This window comes from Agrobacterium vitis, from assembly GCF_014926405.1.
GTDB classification, from domain to species: domain Bacteria; phylum Pseudomonadota; class Alphaproteobacteria; order Rhizobiales; family Rhizobiaceae; genus Allorhizobium; species Allorhizobium vitis_H.
This window is the reverse complement of record NZ_JACXXJ020000005.1, coordinates 2297161-2314259: the sequence shown is the minus strand read 5'-3', so window position 1 is coordinate 2314259 and position 17099 is coordinate 2297161. Positions and strand designations below refer to the sequence as shown.

Genomic DNA, 17099 nt, shown 5'->3' with positions numbered 1-17099 from the left:
GAATTTACCCAACCTATTTTAGGGAAATATTAAATCTTAATTGTGCTATATGAAATCTATCGTAAAAACACCCATGATGGGTGGCCTGTCGCACTCTTGCCAAGCCAAGAAAGCAGCGTCAGGTTCGTGAGAGCTTGCCTCTCCCTCTGTTCCTTCCCCACCCCCATAATTTTAAGAGGCGAGGCATAATGTCTTTTTTGGCCAATGCGAGCATTCGCACGAAAATTTTGTCGCTGATCGTTCCGGTCTGCGTGATCAGTATCGGTGGCCTGGGCTATATGGCCAGCAGCTATAAATCGACGGATACGAAGTATTCCGACTTCATGACGACGGATACTATTGCGGCAAGCCAGATGTTCCGCGCCACAACCTCGCTTGTGGCAATGGGATATGGTGCTTACCAGATGATCTCCTATGATGCCGGGTCGGTCGATGTCGCAAGCGTCAATGCGGCTTATACGGACGCGATTGCGACCGTTTTTAAGCGCCTGGAGACAGCTAAGACACTGACGCCGGAGTTGAGCGGCGATATCGATAGATTTGCCAGCCGCGCCCGCGACATTCAGGCTCTGACCGACCAGGCGGTTCAACTCGTTGCTGATGGAAAGCGTCCAGAAGCAAGACTTGTGCTGCTCAAGGCGGATCCGTTGATTGCCAAATGGCGGGATGACTTGCGTGATTGGAACAACGCGAACTCCGTAGCTCTTCTCAAGAAAAGCGATGATCTCACCGATCAGACCAATTCGACGATCCTGACCTCGCTGTCGGTTCTTGGCGGCGTCATGCTGATGGCCATCCTTTTGGCGCTGTTCGTCACCTCGCGTGGCATTATCGGTCCGATCGATAAGCTTCGCAGTCGGATGATAGCGCTAGCAAACGGTGAATCGCAGCAGGAGATACCTGGCCTGTCGCGCAAGGATGAGGTCGGGCAGATGGCTGTCGCTGTCGGCGTGTTCCGCGACAATGCCATCGAGCGTGTCCGTCTGGAGCAGGAAACCGCGGCCAATCGCAGCCTCTCGGAAAAAGAGCGTCTGGAGCGCGAGGAGCAAAAGGCCAGGGAAGCGGCGGATATCCAATTTGCGGTCGACAATCTGGCAAACGGGCTTTCGCATCTGTCCGATGGCGATGTCTCCTATCGCATTGGACAGCCTTTCGTTTCGCATCTGGACGGCGTGCGCGCCAGCTTCAACAGCTCGGCTGAAAAATTGCAGGAAGCGCTGACCCATGTTGCTCAGAATGCCCGGGCAATCGATGCGGGCGCCAATGAAATAAAATCGGCAGCGGACGATCTGGCCAAGCGCACCGAGCAGCAGGCGGCTTCCGTCGAGGAAACGGCCGCAGCCCTGGAACAGATCACCACCACGGTGAAGGATTCGACCCGTCGTGCCCAGGAAGCGGGAACCCTGGTTTCGCGCACCAAGGCTGGAGCAGAGCAATCCGGTGAAGTGGTGCGCCGCGCCGTGATCGCCATGGAACAGATCGAAAAATCATCGGCTGAGATTTCCAACATCATCAGCGTCATCGATGAAATCGCCTTCCAGACCAATCTTCTGGCGCTGAATGCCGGCGTCGAGGCGGCGCGCGCCGGTGAAGCAGGCAAGGGCTTTGCAGTCGTTGCCCAGGAAGTGCGCGAGCTTGCCCAGCGTTCCGCCAATGCAGCAAAGGACATCAAGGCGCTGATCACCACCTCCAACAGCCAGGTCCAGTCCGGTGTGCAGCTGGTGGGTGAAACTGGTACCGCACTGCAAACCATGGTGGCCGAAGTGCAGGAAATTAACCGGCATGTCAGCGCTATCGTCGAGGCGGCCCACGAACAGTCTTCCGGTCTCCAGCAGATCAATACCGCTGTGAACCAGATGGACCAGGATACCCAGAAGAACGCGGCGATGGTGGAGGAATCCACGGCTGCAAGCCACGGCCTGGCAAGAGAAGTCGCCTCGCTGAACCAGTTGCTGTCGCAATTCAAGCTGGCTGGCGGCGGGCAAAGTGGGTTTAATTCTGGATCGGCCTATGCCGCCCCGGTTCGTCCCGCCCCCATTCATCCCGCCCAGGCTCCGGTGGCTTCACCCGCCCGTGCGCTTGGCCGCAAGATCGCCAGTGCCTTTTCCGGAAAATCGTCAGCGACGGCTGCCACTGCCGATCAGTCCTGGGAAGAGTTCTGAGGCTATTGCATAATTCCTTAAATCGGAATCGATTGCAGGAGAAAGTTATGCAACAGATTTAAAGTGTTACAGCGCCGTGCGTTTTATAAAACGCACGGCGCTGTATGGTTTGCCAGACTGATAAGGGGTTGCAGGCGCTGTCGCTGCAACGCTCAAAGGGGAGATCCCCTTGTTATCAATGATATTACGCCGGAAAGCTTTGCTTTCCGGCGTTTTCGTTTGGAATGAACCGGGCGGGCAGCCAAAAAGGCAAGAGGTAAAGAGGTGGCAAGAAGGATAAGAGCGACAAGGACGAGGCGGCAGGAATTGCGCCATATCTTTGGCTTTGAGTGATATTTGCTCCGCATTGGCGGCAGCATAAAAGGCAATTCCTGTCTTTTGGCGATAAAACCATCGATACTTGGCCAAATGACAGGCTTATGCCGGGTGCAGCCAGGATATGCCAAGCGCAACCGTTGGGAGTGGGCCTTGGTCGGACATTCAGTAGGCCCGCTAGGAAATTACCCTCTGGGAAATCGCCCTCTAGGAATTAGAACGAATGACATCGCAATCCAATCCTCAGGCCGTTGCCACCTTGGACGCGGCTCTCGCTGATCTTGATCTCACCGCCCGTCTGCGTCTTGTTCAGGAGCTTGGTGGCCGGTCGGTGTTCACCACGAGCCTCGGTCTTGAGGATCAGGTGATTACGGCGGCAATCGGCCTTGCCGGTCTTTCCATTGAGGTTGCAACCTTGCAGACCGGTCGCCTGTTCAAGGAAACCCTTGATCTGATCGCTGAGACTGAAGAGCGTTTCGGCCTTTCCATCACGCAATATGCGCCCGATCAGGACGATATTGACGCCTATGCGGCAAAATATGGCTTGAACGGCTTTTACGAAAGCGTCGAAGCGCGCCATGCCTGCTGTCATGTGCGCAAGCTTGTTCCTCTGGCGCGGGCGCTGCAAGGTGCTTCTGTCTGGGTGACGGGCCTGCGCCGCAGCCAGTCCGGCAATCGTGCCACCACGCCGTTCGCCGAATATGACGCCGAGCGCAACCTGATCAAGATCAACCCGCTGGCCGATTGGTCACTGGACGATATCAATGCCTATGTGGAGAGTGAGGCTGTGCCGATCAACCCGCTGCATGCGCGTGGCTATCCCTCGATTGGCTGTGAACCCTGCACTCGTGCGATCAAGCCGGGCGAGCCCGAGCGGGCCGGCCGCTGGTGGTGGGAAAACGACGAGAAGCGCGAATGCGGCCTGCATGTGCCGGACGCTGCTATCCCATCGCTGAATTCCAGTTCCCTTTAACAGCCGTTTCTGGGCTTTTGGCGAGGTTTTTCCCGTTCAAGGCTAGCCAAGACCAGTCATCGGCAACTAGGAATATGTTTTATGTCCGTACAGAGCCTGCCCCCGCAGCCGTCATCGCAGCCCGAATCTGGGCCGCACGCATCTGGAAATCAAGTCATGCATTTGCACCAGTCCGAGTTTGATCCGCATTCCAAGGAGGTCGTGGCCCGTGCGCCGCTTGATCCGCATTTGAAGGCGCTGGAAAACGAGGCGATCCATATTTTCCGCGAAGTGGCTGGCGAGTTCGACAATCCGGTGATGCTCTATTCGATCGGCAAGGATTCGTCCGTGCTGCTGCACTTGGCGCGCAAGGCCTTTTATCCGGGCCGGGTGCCGTTTCCGCTGCTGCATATCGATACCGGCTGGAAGTTCAAGGAAATGATCGCCTTCCGCGACGAGATGGCGAAGCGCTATGATCTGGATCTGGTCGTCCATACCAATCCGCGTGGCAAGACCGAAGGTGTCACACCCTTTTCCCATGGCTCGGCGCTTTATACCGATATCATGAAGACCGAGGCGCTGCGTCAGGCGCTGGACGCTGGCAAATATGATGCTGCTTTCGGCGGTGCGCGTCGCGATGAGGAAGCCTCGCGCGCCAAGGAGCGGATCTATTCCTTCCGTACGCCCGACCATAAATGGGACCCGCGCAACCAGCGCCCGGAACTGTGGAATGTCTATAATGGCATGATCCGTCGGGGTGAAAGCGTGCGGGCCTTCCCGCTGTCCAACTGGACGGAAGTCGATATCTGGCGCTATATTCAGGCGGAAAACATTCCGCTGGTGCCGCTGTATTTCGCCGAAAAGCGGCCCTTCATTGAGCGCGATGGCATGATGATCCTGGCAGAAGACGAGCGGCTGGAACTGCTGCCGGGCGAAAAGGTCCAGCATGGCTCGATCCGCTTCCGCACGCTCGGCTGCTTCCCGCTGACCGGCGCGCTCCGATCCGAGGCCCGGACCCTGGATGACGTGATCGCCGAACTGGAAATTGCCACCGTCTCCGAGCGTCAGGGTCGCGCTATCGACCGTGACCAGTCCGGATCGATGGAAAAGAAGAAACGCGAAGGATATTTCTGAGATGACCGCAAGCGCAACCGCACTCGCCGCCAATCTGGCGTCCACATCGGATTTTTCCTCCAAAGAATCGTCGCAGGGGCTTTCCTTGGCAAATGCTGTTCCTCAGTCCGAAGCGGCCTATACCGGTCGTGATTCCCGGCCCTTGCGCTTGATCACCTGTGGTTCGGTCGATGACGGCAAATCGACGCTGATTGGCCGGTTGCTGTGGGATACCAAGGCGGTCAAGGAAGACCAGGCGGCAACGCTGCGACGCGACAGCGGCAAGCAGAACGATCTTGGCCTGCCGGATTTCGCGCTGCTGCTCGACGGTCTTCAGGCGGAACGCGAACAGGGCATCACTATCGATGTCGCCTATCGTTATTTCGCCACCGACAAGCGCTCCTTCATCGTCGCCGACACGCCCGGCCATGAGCAATATACCCGCAATATGGCAACCGGTGCCTCGACTGCCGACCTCGCGGTGCTGCTGGTCGATGCCCGCGCCGGTATTTTGGAGCAGACCCGTCGCCATGCGACGATTGCATCCTTGATGGGCATCAAGCAATTCGTGCTGGCCGTCAACAAGATCGACCTGACCAATTACGACAAGGCTGGTTTCGACGCCATCGTCCAGGAATTCAAGGACATCGCCTTGACGCTCGGCGTGCGCCAGACCACGGCCATTCCGATGTCGGCGCTGAAGGGCGAAAATGTCGTCTATTCCGGCCAGGAGCGTATGCCGTGGTATGACGGCCCGACGCTGGTGGAAGCGCTGGAACGCGCCACCTCGCGTTCGGCACAATCGACGGGTTTCCGCCTGCCGGTGCAGCGCGTGTCGCGTCCGGGTGAAAGCTTTCGCGGCTACCAGGGGACGGTGGCCGGTGGCGCGGTCAAGCCAGGCGACAGCGTTGCCATCCTGCCCTCGGGCGCCATTGCCAATGTCAAGCAGATCGTCACCTTCGACCTGGTGCGCAATGCGGCTGTGGCTGGCGATGCCATTACCCTGGTGCTCGACCGGCAGGTGGATGTATCGCGCGGCGATATGATCGTCTCGCTCGATGCCGAGCCACAGGTTGGCCTGGCCTTCGATGCACAGCTCGTGGCTTTGCAGCCTGATGGCATTCTGCCCAACAAGCGCTACTGGCTGAAAAGTGGATCGCGCCGCCAGCGCGTCCAGGTCAAGCCAGTCCAGCAACTGGATCTGAAAAACGGCAAATGGGGTCCGGCGGAAAGCCTGGCCATGAACGCCATCGGCAAGGTGCATTTGGGCTTCGATGAAAAGGCGGTGTTTGACCCCTACGAGCAGAACCGCTCGACCGGTGCCTTCATCCTGATCGACCCCGACACCAACAACACGGTGGCTGGTGGCATGATCACCGCCAAGCGCTCGGATGTCGATGGCCTGAACACCGGCGAAGCCCGCGTTCTTCTCTCGCTGCCCGCCGATCTCGCCGACCAGCTCATGGCCACCGAACTGCTGGCCGCCCGCCGCGATGAAGTGGAACTGCGCCGCGTGACGACCGCCAAGGCGCGGGACTTGCTGGACGGGATTGAGGGGTAATTTTCATCGGCTGTATTGGCCGGTGAACTGATTTGTGAAAGCCGTCATGTGTTGGAGAAACGCATGGCGGCTTTTATTTGCTATGAGGCCGTCTTCAAAATCTCCGTGAAGTGTGTGTTTTGCGAGAGGGTTTTGCGGCGGAATTTTATTTGAAAAATCAGGGATGGTGATTTTGTCGCGGATGTTAGGAATTGCCCGACAAAGCTGGCTCGGATGCAGAAAATTCACGGCCCAACAATATCGTCCGACTAAGTTGCATGGGCTCTATTTCCAGCTCACGGAAACCTGCTCGTTTCCAAAAGTTGACCGCTCTTTCATTGTGCCGATTGGCTCCTACATGCACTCCTGACGGGGCGTATGGAGCGATAAGATCCAGCCACGCATTGAGAAGCCGCATCCCTACACCCGCTCCCTGTGCTCGGGGTCGTAAATTCATGTGGAGATGTGCCGGGTATGAGCCCAAAATCGCTGTCGGTATCCGGGATGGATGGTGAATCATATGAAAACGACGCTGATCGTGTGTCCATTCTGACGATGGAAGATAGCTGGGGTCTGGATACTCTGCTCGGAGTCGCGGCCACCAATCCCTCTCCAGTCGATCCTCCCAAAGCGAAGTATCTGTCACCCCAAGTGCAAATCCGGCAACACCCTGATCATCCGTTACAAGGAGAACCATGGATGGTTCCAGAGTAGCATAAGGAGTTGAGTAGATCAGGCCTATTAATTTCGGATCGTCATATAGATGCGATGCATCTCCTCCGAGGTGACCAGTGGCGAGCGATATTGAAAAAAGATCATCAGTATATTTATTGTCGAAATTCTCAATTTTGATCATGCCTATACGCCATCCCCTATGACGCAAAATTCTCACTTAAAGCAATTGTTATTTTCCCGCCCTCTGTAATCTAACTGAACAGCAGGTCGCGTGACATTCCAACGGACACTATTGGCATTACCCGTCTCCGCTACTCCGGCATAACATTATATCAAAAGAATGGCCACGTGATCTCGTGGCATTTGCGTTAAATCAATCCGCCGTCCGATTCCGTTCTGTGGCAGGGGCATGATCACGCCCAAGCGCTCGGATATGGATGAGGTGAATGCAGGTGAAAACCGCGTGCTGCTATCGCCCGCCCCGCGATCAGATTATGGTAACCAAATTTCTAGCGTCCCGCCTTGATGGGGTGGAAATGCGCCGTGTGACAACGGCTGTTGCTCGTGATTTCCTAGATGGGGTTGAGGGATAGCGATTGGTATGCTGACTATTGAAAGAATGCTGTTTGCACATGGCAATCATCAGGCAGATGCCCCACCGTCAATAATGATATCCTGACCAACGATATAGGATGCCGAATCCGAGGCAAGCCAAAGCGCTGTGGCTGCAATCTCGCTGGTGCTTGCGACCCGTTTGGATGGATTGGTCGTCGCTATTCGCTCATCGCGTGCGGCGCGATCTTCCCCTGGGCGCATGGAAAGTGGTGTGTCCACTGGGCCTGGGCAAAGGCAATTGATACGAATGCCATGGGGAATGGCTTCCAGCGCGGCTGTGCGCGTCAAGCTGCTGACCGCGGCTTTGGAGGCGGCGTAAGCGCCCATTGTTGGGCGGACAATCCGCGCACCAACATTCGAGCCGATGTTGACGATCGCACCGCCGCCCGTCATTTTCATTGCGCGGATTTCATGTTTCATGCAGAGCCAAAGCCCGGTCACGTTGGAATTGAAGATCCGGGCAAACGCCTCCGCCTCCATATCATCGATCAATCCGCCAGCCACTATACCTGCGGCGTTCACCGCAATATGCAAGGGTCCGGTGCGCTCCATTAAGGCTCTCACCGATGCCTCGTCGGTCACGTCGGTTGCGACTGTGAGGGTGTCACCGCCCGCATCACGGATCATGCAGGCGGTTTCTTCAAGGTTTGAGAGCTGTCGTCCGGCGATGACTGTCTTTGCTCCGGCCTTGGCGAAGCCCAAGGCGATGCTGCGCCCGATGCCGCTGCCTGCACCGGTAATAACAACTGTTTTGCCTGAAAAATCGAAGTCGGACATCCATCACCTATTTGTGTGTCAATCAACACAAAATAGAATGTTGGACTCATCCTGTCGAGCGATTTATATGTTGATCGACACAGAAAGGAGCGCGCATGGCTCAGCGAGGACGCCCAAGGAGTTTTGATCGTACACAAGCGCTGGACCGGGCGTTGATGGCGTTTTGGCAAAACGGCTTCGAGGCGACGTCCATGCACAATCTTGTTGAGGCAATGCAGATCAATTCGCCAAGCATCTATGCGGCCTTTGGATCAAAGGAAGCTTTGTTTGCAGAGACGATTGATTATTATCGTGAGGCCTATGCGAGCGAATTGCTTCAAGCTTTGAATGATGCGGCTGATGCCGCAAGTGGCATAGAGGCTATGTTCGCGGCAGCCATTGAGCTGTTTACGCGCCTTGATACGCCGGGGGGATGCTTCGTGGTCAACTCGGTGGCAAGCAATGCGCCAAACGGGCTGGAACTGGCGCAAACGATGGCACAATTGCGGTGGCAACGCTCGGAACAGATAGCCGAACGGCTGAGAGAAGATGTGCGCGCCGGCAAGCTACGCGATGACACGCCTGTTCAGGAATTGTCCGATCTTTACGCCGTGCTTCTTCAAGGTCTGGCTCAGGCTGCGCGCGATGGACTGGGCAAAACGCGTTTAATGACGCTCTGCGAGCATTCGAGACATCTTATCTTGCCGTGGCAGATGAACTGACATTTCAAGACGTGCTCTGTACGATAGAGTTTGTCGAGGAAAAATGGAATCCGTTTTTCCTGAAAAGACAAACAAAAACAAAAAAGTGTCTAAGGAAAATACAGTTTGGTTTCGCCACGAGAGAAACTCAAAACCAAAAGAACGGCCACGTGATCTCGTGGCAGCAGCGTGACGTCAATCGGCCGCCCGACCCCGTTCTATAGATAACGGCGGTCGCGTTCGGGGTCTGTCTACAGGTTTTGGGCTGATATTCAAGCCCCGGTTGGCGGCTGGTGGGCCGCCATATGGTTCATGGTTTGAGACGGCGGGTGGAGCCTCGGACGATCAGTTCGAAACCGAGATCCGTCGTGTGTTTCTGGCGGCTTTTGTCTTGGCTGCGGATGATCATGTCGGTGGCGCGGTAGCCGAGCTGATAGAGCGGGGTGCGCACCGTCGTCAGGCCAGGCACGGTGTGGGCGCAATAATCGAGGTCGGTGAAGCTGCACAGTCCGAGCTGGTCGGGGATACTGATGCCGCGCCGCTGGCATTCAAACAGCAGGCCAAGCGCCAGATCGTCGTGACAACATAGGACGGCATCGACCTCGGGATCGGCGGCAAACAATGTGTCGAGCGTCTTGCCCGCTGATCCGAAGCAATCGTTCGCGTCGACATTGACTTCAAGATCAGGATTGTAAAGCCCTGCTTCCCTCAGCCGGTTGCGATAGCTCTCCAGCCGCATCCGCACCGGAATATCGGTACCGGTCGAGCAAAACGCGATCCGGCGATAGCCAACATCTAGCAGATGCCGGATGGCGACATCGGCGGCAGCGGCATTGTTGATGCCGATGGCCATATCGACCGGCGGATAGCTGATATCGATAAACTGCACGACAGGGCAGGGCGCATCATGCAGCATTTCCGTCACCCGCGGATCGACCTGCACGCCACCAATGATGATGCCTGTCGGCTTCTGCGCGAAAAACTGTCTGAGCTGGTAAAGCTCTTCATCGGGATCGTAGCGCGTATTCACATATTGGATGCGCAGGCCCGTGCCCCGGGCCCGATCCTCGATGCCTTTCATGACCCTGGGAAAAATATTGGTGCCGAGCAACGAGGACAGCACGCCGATTGTATTGCTGTTTCTGCTCGCCAAGGCCCGCGCGGCGTAGTCTGGCACATAGCCGAGTTCCTCGACGATTTTCAGAATCGTTTCGCGCAGTCCCGGAGAGACTTTTTCCGGCTTGTTCAGCGCCCTTGAAATGGTAATCGGGCTAACGCCGACTTTCTCCGCAACTTCGTTCAATGTCAGGCGATTGCCCGACGCCCTGATTTTTTTCCCCACTCTGCCCCCGGTCATTTGCTTGCGCACTCATTTGCTGGCACTGCGGATATTCACCTGGATAAACGATCCGCCTATCGGGATCGGCAAAGATCATGCATGCCGTTATCGCCGATTGTGTCCTCCGCTTTTGATTTCCTGTCGGAAATCATTGAAAACGAGCCATGTTCGTTACTTTGAAGATATCTGAAGCCATTGATTCCGACGGGATTTTAAATCTTCTGAAATCTGCCGCATGTCTGCATACCTTTAAGCAAAAGGCTTTTATGTCGGTTCATGTCATGCACCCCTCCCAAGGCTCCCACCCACCGGTTTTTCCCAAGAAATAGACCGGAGCAAATATTGACACATTCTAATAAGCACTTCAGAACAAGACAACCTGAACTTAAGAGTAAAGCAACTAAAAATTGCTGAATTCCTCGTCCTTTACATTAAAGGCGTGGACGCGGCCGTCAGAAAAGATCGGTAGGCTAGCCTGATCATACTGTGTTTCCATGAGAGTGTTGCTCGGTTCCGGTTGGCGCTGCGGATGAAATTATACAACAGAAATAAGCTATTATAGCGAATATTCATACAACATATATGCAGCAAGTCCTCGCAAAGCGCCTTGCGTTTTATCAAGTGCGCGAAGGATGTTTTGCGGCAACTTTCCTGAAATCGATTCCGACCGGAGAATTTATGCGGTATGGGGTGAGAGAGACTACGGTTTCCAGCTGCAAGGCTGTACATGCATTGAAAGCTGACACTGCCAGGTCATCGACCGGGGTTTTTGATGCCTTTGAGATCGTGGAAATTTTGATACCTGCTGCACAATTTCAGAACTCGCCATTGGTTTCAGACATTGTTCAGCAGAAGATCTGGAGACGGCGCATTCCGCATGACCATCCGTTTCATTCGTCCCGTTTCCATCGCCGCCCGCTGGGCCTGGCGGCTGGCGTTTTTGTCCCTGCTGTTGCTGGTGGTGGCCTGGCTTGGGTTCCGTTTCGGCCCGCTGTCCATGCCGAGCTTCGTGCTTGCGGTACTGGTTTGCGGCGGGCTGGCGGCGCTATCGGTGCCGTTTGCTCTCTGGGGCCTGTGGCGGCTCTGGTCGATTGGCGCCAAGGGCGGCATGGCCGCCAGCCGGGCGCTGGTGATTGCGGCTCTGCCGCTTTCGGTGCTGGGTCTGGCCGCTGAGCGCTACCAGACGCGCCCAGAGCTTTATGAAGTGGTCAGCGACCTCACCGATCCGCCCGGCTGGATCTTGTCCCCAGCGTCGAAATCCAGCTGGCTGCCGCGCCCACTGAGCGATGCCGTTGTCCAAGCCCGACTACAGGCCGAGGCCTATCCGACCCTGACCGTGCGCCGCTATGACGGAGCGTTGGACCGGGTTTATCAGGCGGTGCGCAAAGTGGCGTCCGACCAGCGCTGGAGCGTAACGGCGACGCGCGGGGCCGCTTATGCCCGCCCGGATTTCCAGGCCCCGGCGCCAGCCTCCGGGACGCCCGCCGGGCCTGCACCCGTGCCGGTGCCAACCCCGCGTCCCCAGCCGCAAGCCCAGGATCTCATTCCCGATGACGAGCCGCCTGGGGTGATCCGCATTCAGGCCACCACCCGCAATTTCATTCTGGGCTTCCCCTTCGATATTCTCATTCGGCTGCGGGAAGAAGAGGAAACGGTACTCGTCGATATCAGGGTTTCCAGCCGCTATGGTCCCCACGATCTCGGTTTTGCCGCCGCCATCGCCAATGGCTACCTGACCGCGCTGGATGGCGAATTGCTGGGCATCGCCAGCCAGTGATAGCTGATCGGACCGGTGATATCTTCAGCTCATATGCCGATCAAGCCGGATGAAACCGGCCGTCTGCCAAGGCTGGCCCCTCGCATCGAACGGCGCCCCTTGCCACCAGATCTTCCAGATGCGCCAAAATCGACAGGACAGCGGGCTTGTAGAGATCCGGGCTGATATTGTGGTAAATGGCGGCCAGCATCTCGTCTATCGTCCTGTCTCCGGCCTGAACACGGGCCAGAATGGCTTCTTCACGGTTCAGTCGATGGCCTTTCAGCCTGGAGACGTGGTCGAGGGGAGACAGGACCGGCCCGCCATGCCCGGGCAGATAGGCCAGGTCGTCGCGCGCCAGCAAAACATCCAGCGAGGCCATGTAATCGCGCATCGATCCGTCGGGTGGCGCAATCACCGTTGACGCCCAGGCCATGACGTGATCGCCGGAAAACAGGATGCCGGTTCCTACAAGCGCGAAGGCGGCATGGTTGGCGGCATGGCCGGGGGTCAGCACGGTTTCCAGTGTCCATCCATCCCCCTCCAGCCGCTCGGTATCGCCAAGGGTAATGTCAGGAGCGAAATCCCGGTCGCCGCTCTCGGTAAACGCCGCCGTCTCGCCAGGGTGCAAGGGGCGCGCCAACCGGTGTCGGCCCTCGGCCACCAGCTTTGCCCCGGTCTGCTCTTGCAGCCGAAGGGCAAGGCCGGAATGGTCGCGGTGGGTATGGGTGACGATGATATGGCTGACTTCGCGACCGCGCAGCGCCAATTGCAAAGCATGGAAATGCGCAGGGTTATCGGGGCCGGGATCGATCACACAAACGGATTTTTCGCCGATGATATAGGTGTTCGTGCCCATATAGGTCATGGCGGAAGGATTATTGGCGGTGACCCGTTCGACGCCGCTGATAATGGGCACGCGGCGTCCATGATCGGCACGATAATCGGAGCTTATTTGTGGCTGGGTTGTCATGATCTATCAGAACTCAAGGGCGAACGGTGCCAGGAACAGACATGGCAGGCCCCCTCATTTATATTCGATTTCAATAAAGCTCATCGGTCGCGTGCCGCCATTGACGACATTGTGCTCCACGCCCGCCTCGCGCCGGTAAGCCTCTCCAGCCCGGCTGGTAACACGCCGTTCGCCAGCCTTGTCCTCGATCAGGAAGTCGCAATCCGTCATCGGCACCACGACATAGCCCAGTCCATGGACATGATGGCCGGTGGCGGCACCCGGCTCGAAATCCCAGCGCGTCACCCGCACCACGGCATCATCGATCAAAAGCGTGGAAATGGCAGGCGGGCGAGCGGAATATCCGGGCATGTCGAAATCCTTGTCACACAAGCGTGTCTCGAAAAAATCCTATGATAAGCATGCTGGTTGCGGAGTAAAGCTGTTGACGCGCCAAAAGAAAGCACCCCGTTCCAGGGGAAGGGGTGCTTCATTTTTCAGATGGGAAAACAGATCAGGCGGCGCGCCGCTCATGGCGGCCTTCTTCGACCTCCTCGACGATTTTCGCGACGAACGCATCGAGATCGCCGGGATTTCGCGAGGTGATGATCCCCTGATCGGCAACCACAGTCTGGTCAACCCAGCGCGCACCGGCATTTTTCACATCGGTGCGGATCGAGGCATAGGATGTTGCCTGACGGCCGCGCAATGCATCAGCTTCAACCAGCAGCCAAGGCCCATGGCAAACAGCAGCGACGACTTTGCCGGAGGCGACGAAATCGCGCACCAGTTGGACGGCCTTGGCATCGGCGCGCAGGATATCCGGATTGATCTGGCCACCGGGAATAACCAGCGCATCGTAATTGCTGGCGGAAGCCTCTTCGACAGTGAGGTCGACATCGACCGTGTCACCCCAGTTCTTGTCGTCCCAGCTTTTGATCGGCTGCTTTTTCAAGGAGGCGATGGTCACGGACGCGCCCTTGGCCTTCAACTGATCCAGCGGAACCCGCAATTCCGAACGCTCATAGCCATCAGTGGCAAGAATAAGGATCTTTGCTTCATTAATCTTTGTCATCTCTAAGTCCTTTTCTGTTTCGTGGTGGTTCATCATCACAACAGATGGGGCCGGGGATCGTTCCGAAATTTATTAACCTTTGAAAGACGATACTCCTCGACGCTTTCCACGAAAAATATCAAATCAGCGATTGCAGCCCGTGCGCGCTTTTGCTAATGACCGGCATGCCAAACGCGCGGCATCATTGATCCGCGTGCATTGTGATGGGGCGTAGCCAAGCGGTAAGGCAGTGGTTTTTGGTACCGCCATCCCTGGTTCGAATCCAGGCGCCCCAGCCACACTGTGTTTTCCAATCGATATCAATGGGTTGAGAGTTTTAGCAATTCGGAAACCGGAACACTTTTACGGTGCATGAATTGGCTTCGTAATACTCACGGTTCGTCTGTAGCGGATATCGCGCAGTTGAGAATCAGAAAAATCTATACGCGTGTCATGGGCGCCTTAGTGGCAGTTAATATCGACCAAGCTGCGGCGTGGTTTTGTGTGTATTAGATCTTTAATCAGCTCAGGCTAATTAACTCTGTTGATATCGCGGGTCCGCCGACTCTTTACGGTTGCACTTCTTATTTTGGTCACCCATCTTGTATGTGTGGGCTGGGAGAAAAATAAAGTGCGAAATAGATTTGGAGTTAGCTTTTCTGACCATTTTGCAATCGATCCAAAATGGCTAGAACGAAATGGCGTCTTTGATCCTACTCTTGATCTTGACTCGCCTTTGTTCATTGATCCGTTTCTACTTCATTATAGTGTGCATCCGGAATTTTCTGACAACGCTTCATCCGAGTATGAAGCTAGGTTTACACAAATATGTGGTTTGCTCCTGGCGAAAGGAACGCCGGATGAAGATCAAAAAGCCTACTACTCAGCGCTGCAGCTTTTTAAAACGGGAGAGGTCAAAGGGCTCGGGGGGACGTGTTTGGGTTATGGCAAAAGCTCAACAGCGAGCGGTCGTGGAATAGGAGTCAAGCTCGCTAAAAAGGCTCTCGACTGGGCCCGCACTGTAGTAAATATGGGCGTTAAAGATCCTGAGCTATTCTCCACACTTTCGTTGTTTGAAGATGGAATTGGTGCTGACCGGATATCTGATATGGTAGCTAGTATAACGGTCAAATCAATCATTGCGTTTAATGAACGCATAATAGATTCCCTTATTGAGGAACAAAAAATTGTTGAAAGGCCGGTTACTACATCAATTTCTGGAATTAAGTGTAGACTTCTTGTGAATCCATTTAGTAAAACTCCTTTATTACTTCTACCCGTTGATATATTAAAACATTTGCCGGTGATGAGTGATGCTACGAGCCTTAGTGAAGCCGCTGAGACGGACAACGATGTTCGGCAACGAGTAAACGCACATATTGGCGAAATTTTTAAGATACGAACTAAAGCTGAGAAGGAAGCAATTAAACAGCGGGCGATGGAAGACGCCCAAGCATTTCAGGCGCTTTTGGATGTCCTGAAAATATTGGAAAAAACGCCGTATAATATGGCAACTGACCCACAAGGGTTAATGCAGTGGAAGCCAAATGCTCAAACCTTTTCGAATCTGTATAAATTAAAAATTGAAGACGACGAAAGTCTGCCGGAAATCGACCGAGTCGAGCATGTAGTTGAGGCGATTATTGATCAGTTTAAAAAATTAGTTGAGCAAAACAGGCTTAATCGAACTTTTTACGTGGACGAGAATCCTCGTCATGAAAGATACGCTCAGTTATTATTTCTTGCTATTGCGTTCGCTTATTGTGACGCCAACGGTCTGGATATTTCTCCGGAGTCAGATGCTGGTGCAGGGCCAGTTGATTTCAAGTTTTCGCGCGGGAAAGAAAAAGTTCTTGTGGAGATAAAGCTGTCAACTAATAAGAAAATAGTCCACGGCTATAAAGAACAGCTAAATGCATATGAATTGGCGGAAAGCACTTTTCGAAGTCATTATGTGGTTATTAACGTCGGATCGATTGGAAACATGTGGAAGAGTTTGCTGAGATTGATGGCGGATAAGCCGAAGATCTCTAAATACCGGAGGGCTCATCTCATAGATGGTAGACTTCGCGCCTCCGCGAGCAAGCTGACTTTGAGTGGCGATTAAGGATTAAGCGCCATATGTAGGCGTTCTTAATGGGGTTTGAACCTATGCCTATAATATGCTATATAAAGACCAGTGCAAAATAAGCACGGGAGTTGTGGCTATGATCATCAAATCGGCAATCAATCAGCCGGCAAGGGGCAGCTACGAGCCGCGTCCACAGACGACGCTTGTAGACTATATGGCCCTTGGTCAGCTGGCAATCAAGCGCTTCCCGAAGGTGCGTGCCGTCCTTGCGAAGTGAACGATTTTAGCTGTCAAAAGAAAGGCCCGCCGAAGCGGGCCTTAGCGTTTAAAGGGTTGCTGCAATCGCGTTTGCTCGTTCGAGACCCTTCTTCCCTGTGATCAAAGCGCCGATATATCCGGCTGCGAAAAGAAAATGATGAGGGTCGTCCGGCATAGCTTGCGTGGCGACCTCCGCGGCCTTGATCAAGACGGCTAGCTGGTGAATGTTGTCTTCTTCTTTGCCTGAAGCGTCATGATACCGTTTGCGGTTTGCATCAATGATTGCCTGAAGATCTGGCGAGAAATGTGATTTAGTAGCCTTTGTCATTAGGCAATCTCCCATGCGCCTGGGGCGACATTCCCACGAGTGAACAATCTGGAAATCATGTCGTTGGCAATAAGCGTGCGGCTCTCTTGATCGATCGGCTTCCCTGTTGATTCTTTGTCACCTCTACCGAGGACATGGATCATTTTGTCGTCCGTGAAAACATGGAAATGGTATTCTTCCCCGCGAAACACTCGGGTTTCTGTTTGGATGAAGGTGTGCTTTGCAGACATTATGCGGCCTCCTTACGTGCATGCTCGTGGGCTTCGATCAGGTCTGCAAGTTGCCGAAGTTCAATGATTGCTTGAGCGGGGTCGGTGAGATCCGCGATTAGCTCTTCGGCATTTTCAGCCCGGAGATCCAGGCCTGAAAATTCTAAAGCGGCAATTGCACTGTCGATTAGATCGACAGTGGAGAGGATTGCGGCGGTTTCGTTGCTTGTGTTACTTTCGGGTGTCATTTGAACTCCTTTGTTTGGTGACACTGAGATAGAGGGACGGCGAAGCGAAGTTTGG

18 protein-coding genes and 1 tRNA gene are annotated in these 17099 nt (G+C 55.0%); 9 read left to right on the top strand and 10 right to left on the bottom strand.

Annotated features, from left to right (window positions below; all coding sequences use genetic code 11):
• The first annotated feature begins 188 nt into the window (after positions 1–188).
• On the top strand, positions 189–2162 hold the full coding sequence (locus IEI95_RS22125) for a HAMP domain-containing methyl-accepting chemotaxis protein (RefSeq protein ID WP_194417036.1): 1974 nt from the start codon (positions 189–191) through the stop codon (positions 2160–2162).
• A gap of 66 nt (positions 2163–2228) precedes the next feature.
• On the opposite strand, the gene IEI95_RS22120 is transcribed toward IEI95_RS22125, so the two are convergent.
• Positions 2229–2570: a hypothetical protein gene (locus tag IEI95_RS22120; RefSeq protein ID WP_156534060.1), complete on the bottom strand. Its 342-nt coding sequence runs from the start codon at positions 2568–2570 to the stop codon at positions 2229–2231.
• A 130-nt stretch (positions 2571–2700) separates the two neighbouring features.
• Here IEI95_RS22120 and IEI95_RS22115 point away from each other — a divergent pair, with 130 nt between their 5' ends.
• The 3 genes from IEI95_RS22115 to cysN all read left to right on the top strand — a co-directional run bounded on the left by IEI95_RS22115 (position 2701) and on the right by cysN (position 6103).
• On the top strand, positions 2701–3450 hold the full coding sequence (locus IEI95_RS22115) for a phosphoadenylyl-sulfate reductase (RefSeq protein WP_156534057.1): 750 nt from the start codon (positions 2701–2703) through the stop codon (positions 3448–3450).
• A gap of 156 nt (positions 3451–3606) precedes the next feature.
• Positions 3607–4563, top strand: coding sequence for a sulfate adenylyltransferase subunit CysD (cysD, locus tag IEI95_RS22110; RefSeq protein ID WP_041696300.1), 957 nt, complete (start codon positions 3607–3609; stop codon positions 4561–4563).
• 1 nt (position 4564) lies between these two features.
• Positions 4565–6103, top strand: coding sequence for a sulfate adenylyltransferase subunit CysN (gene cysN / locus IEI95_RS22105; protein ID WP_194417035.1), 1539 nt, complete (start codon positions 4565–4567; stop codon positions 6101–6103).
• A 184-nt stretch (positions 6104–6287) separates the two neighbouring features.
• Here the strand turns inward: cysN and IEI95_RS22100 are convergent, their stop codons facing one another.
• Both IEI95_RS22100 and IEI95_RS22095 read right to left on the bottom strand, forming a co-directional pair.
• The gene (locus IEI95_RS22100; RefSeq protein WP_156534053.1) at positions 6288–6938 is read right to left on the bottom strand and encodes a GNAT family N-acetyltransferase; all 651 of its coding nucleotides are present in this window, start codon (positions 6936–6938) and stop codon (positions 6288–6290) included.
• 461 nt (positions 6939–7399) lie between these two features.
• Positions 7400–8149 (bottom strand): SDR family NAD(P)-dependent oxidoreductase, encoded by a 750-nt coding sequence (locus IEI95_RS22095; RefSeq protein WP_156534051.1) that lies wholly within the window; start codon positions 8147–8149, stop codon positions 7400–7402.
• A 152-nt stretch (positions 8150–8301) separates the two neighbouring features.
• On the opposite strand from IEI95_RS22095, the gene IEI95_RS22090 reads away from it, so the two are divergent.
• Complete coding sequence (locus IEI95_RS22090) at positions 8302–8850, top strand: TetR/AcrR family transcriptional regulator (RefSeq protein ID WP_273545183.1); 549 nt, start codon at positions 8302–8304, stop codon at positions 8848–8850.
• A gap of 289 nt (positions 8851–9139) precedes the next feature.
• Here the strand turns inward: IEI95_RS22090 and IEI95_RS22085 are convergent, their stop codons facing one another.
• Complete coding sequence (locus IEI95_RS22085) at positions 9140–10186, bottom strand: LacI family DNA-binding transcriptional regulator (RefSeq protein WP_156534048.1); 1047 nt, start codon at positions 10184–10186, stop codon at positions 9140–9142.
• 859 nt (positions 10187–11045) lie between these two features.
• Between IEI95_RS22085 and IEI95_RS22080 the strand changes: the two genes are divergently transcribed.
• Positions 11046–11945: a DUF1499 domain-containing protein gene (locus IEI95_RS22080; protein WP_156534046.1), complete on the top strand. Its 900-nt coding sequence runs from the start codon at positions 11046–11048 to the stop codon at positions 11943–11945.
• 40 nt (positions 11946–11985) lie between these two features.
• Here IEI95_RS22080 and IEI95_RS22075 read toward each other — a convergent pair whose 3' ends face one another.
• The 3 genes from IEI95_RS22075 to IEI95_RS22065 form a co-directional block, all read right to left on the bottom strand.
• Positions 11986–12897, bottom strand: a complete 912-nt coding sequence (locus IEI95_RS22075; protein ID WP_156534045.1) for an MBL fold metallo-hydrolase — start codon at positions 12895–12897, stop codon at positions 11986–11988.
• 54 nt (positions 12898–12951) lie between these two features.
• Positions 12952–13248, bottom strand: coding sequence for a cupin domain-containing protein (locus IEI95_RS22070; protein WP_087727574.1), 297 nt, complete (start codon positions 13246–13248; stop codon positions 12952–12954).
• Between the two features lie 142 nt (positions 13249–13390).
• The gene (locus IEI95_RS22065) at positions 13391–13951 is read right to left on the bottom strand and encodes a type 1 glutamine amidotransferase domain-containing protein (RefSeq protein WP_015915230.1); all 561 of its coding nucleotides are present in this window, start codon (positions 13949–13951) and stop codon (positions 13391–13393) included.
• Positions 13952–14155: 204 nt separating this feature from the next.
• Here IEI95_RS22065 and IEI95_RS22060 point away from each other — a divergent pair.
• From IEI95_RS22060 to IEI95_RS22050, 3 genes are all read left to right on the top strand, one after another.
• Positions 14156–14229 (top strand) — tRNA-Gln (locus IEI95_RS22060).
• Positions 14230–14561: 332 nt separating this feature from the next.
• The gene (locus IEI95_RS22055; protein ID WP_194417034.1) at positions 14562–16037 is read left to right on the top strand and encodes a DUF8370 family protein; all 1476 of its coding nucleotides are present in this window, start codon (positions 14562–14564) and stop codon (positions 16035–16037) included.
• A 100-nt stretch (positions 16038–16137) separates the two neighbouring features.
• The gene (locus tag IEI95_RS22050) at positions 16138–16278 is read left to right on the top strand and encodes a hypothetical protein (RefSeq protein ID WP_194417033.1); all 141 of its coding nucleotides are present in this window, start codon (positions 16138–16140) and stop codon (positions 16276–16278) included.
• 48 nt (positions 16279–16326) lie between these two features.
• Here the strand turns inward: IEI95_RS22050 and IEI95_RS22045 are convergent, their stop codons facing one another.
• Genes IEI95_RS22045 through IEI95_RS22035 form a run of 3 tightly spaced genes read right to left on the bottom strand, consistent with a single transcriptional unit; the run spans position 16327 to position 17044 of the window.
• On the bottom strand, positions 16327–16587 hold the full coding sequence (locus tag IEI95_RS22045) for a hypothetical protein (RefSeq protein WP_194417032.1): 261 nt from the start codon (positions 16585–16587) through the stop codon (positions 16327–16329).
• Positions 16587–16817: a hypothetical protein gene (locus IEI95_RS22040; protein ID WP_194417031.1), complete on the bottom strand. Its 231-nt coding sequence runs from the start codon at positions 16815–16817 to the stop codon at positions 16587–16589. Before IEI95_RS22040 ends, IEI95_RS22045 begins: the two co-directional genes overlap by 1 nt.
• Positions 16817–17044, bottom strand: a complete 228-nt coding sequence (locus tag IEI95_RS22035; protein WP_194417030.1) for a hypothetical protein — start codon at positions 17042–17044, stop codon at positions 16817–16819. Before IEI95_RS22035 ends, IEI95_RS22040 begins: the two co-directional genes overlap by 1 nt.
• Positions 17045–17099: the final 55 nt, after the last annotated feature.

What these genes read in the sequence shown, in the direction of transcription:
- IEI95_RS22125 (WP_194417036.1), top strand. Translation starts at nt 189, where the DNA reads ATGTCTTTTTTGGCCAATGCGAGCATTCGCACGAAAATTTTGTCGCTG.
- IEI95_RS22115 (WP_156534057.1), top strand. Translation starts at nt 2,701, where the DNA reads ATGACATCGCAATCCAATCCTCAGGCCGTTGCCACCTTGGACGCGGCT.
- cysD (WP_041696300.1), top strand. Translation starts at nt 3,607, where the DNA reads ATGCATTTGCACCAGTCCGAGTTTGATCCGCATTCCAAGGAGGTCGTG.
- cysN (WP_194417035.1), top strand. Translation starts at nt 4,565, where the DNA reads ATGACCGCAAGCGCAACCGCACTCGCCGCCAATCTGGCGTCCACATCG.
- IEI95_RS22100 (WP_156534053.1), bottom strand. Translation starts at nt 6,938, where the DNA reads ATGATCAAAATTGAGAATTTCGACAATAAATATACTGATGATCTTTTT.
- IEI95_RS22095 (WP_156534051.1), bottom strand. Translation starts at nt 8,149, where the DNA reads ATGTCCGACTTCGATTTTTCAGGCAAAACAGTTGTTATTACCGGTGCA.
- IEI95_RS22085 (WP_156534048.1), bottom strand. Translation starts at nt 10,186, where the DNA reads ATGACCGGGGGCAGAGTGGGGAAAAAAATCAGGGCGTCGGGCAATCGC.
- IEI95_RS22080 (WP_156534046.1), top strand. Translation starts at nt 11,046, where the DNA reads ATGACCATCCGTTTCATTCGTCCCGTTTCCATCGCCGCCCGCTGGGCC.
- IEI95_RS22075 (WP_156534045.1), bottom strand. Translation starts at nt 12,897, where the DNA reads ATGACAACCCAGCCACAAATAAGCTCCGATTATCGTGCCGATCATGGA.
- IEI95_RS22070 (WP_087727574.1), bottom strand. Translation starts at nt 13,248, where the DNA reads ATGCCCGGATATTCCGCTCGCCCGCCTGCCATTTCCACGCTTTTGATC.
- IEI95_RS22065 (WP_015915230.1), bottom strand. Translation starts at nt 13,951, where the DNA reads ATGACAAAGATTAATGAAGCAAAGATCCTTATTCTTGCCACTGATGGC.
- IEI95_RS22050 (WP_194417033.1), top strand. Translation starts at nt 16,138, where the DNA reads ATGATCATCAAATCGGCAATCAATCAGCCGGCAAGGGGCAGCTACGAG.
- IEI95_RS22045 (WP_194417032.1), bottom strand. Translation starts at nt 16,587, where the DNA reads ATGACAAAGGCTACTAAATCACATTTCTCGCCAGATCTTCAGGCAATC.
- IEI95_RS22040 (WP_194417031.1), bottom strand. Translation starts at nt 16,817, where the DNA reads ATGTCTGCAAAGCACACCTTCATCCAAACAGAAACCCGAGTGTTTCGC.
- IEI95_RS22035 (WP_194417030.1), bottom strand. Translation starts at nt 17,044, where the DNA reads ATGACACCCGAAAGTAACACAAGCAACGAAACCGCCGCAATCCTCTCC.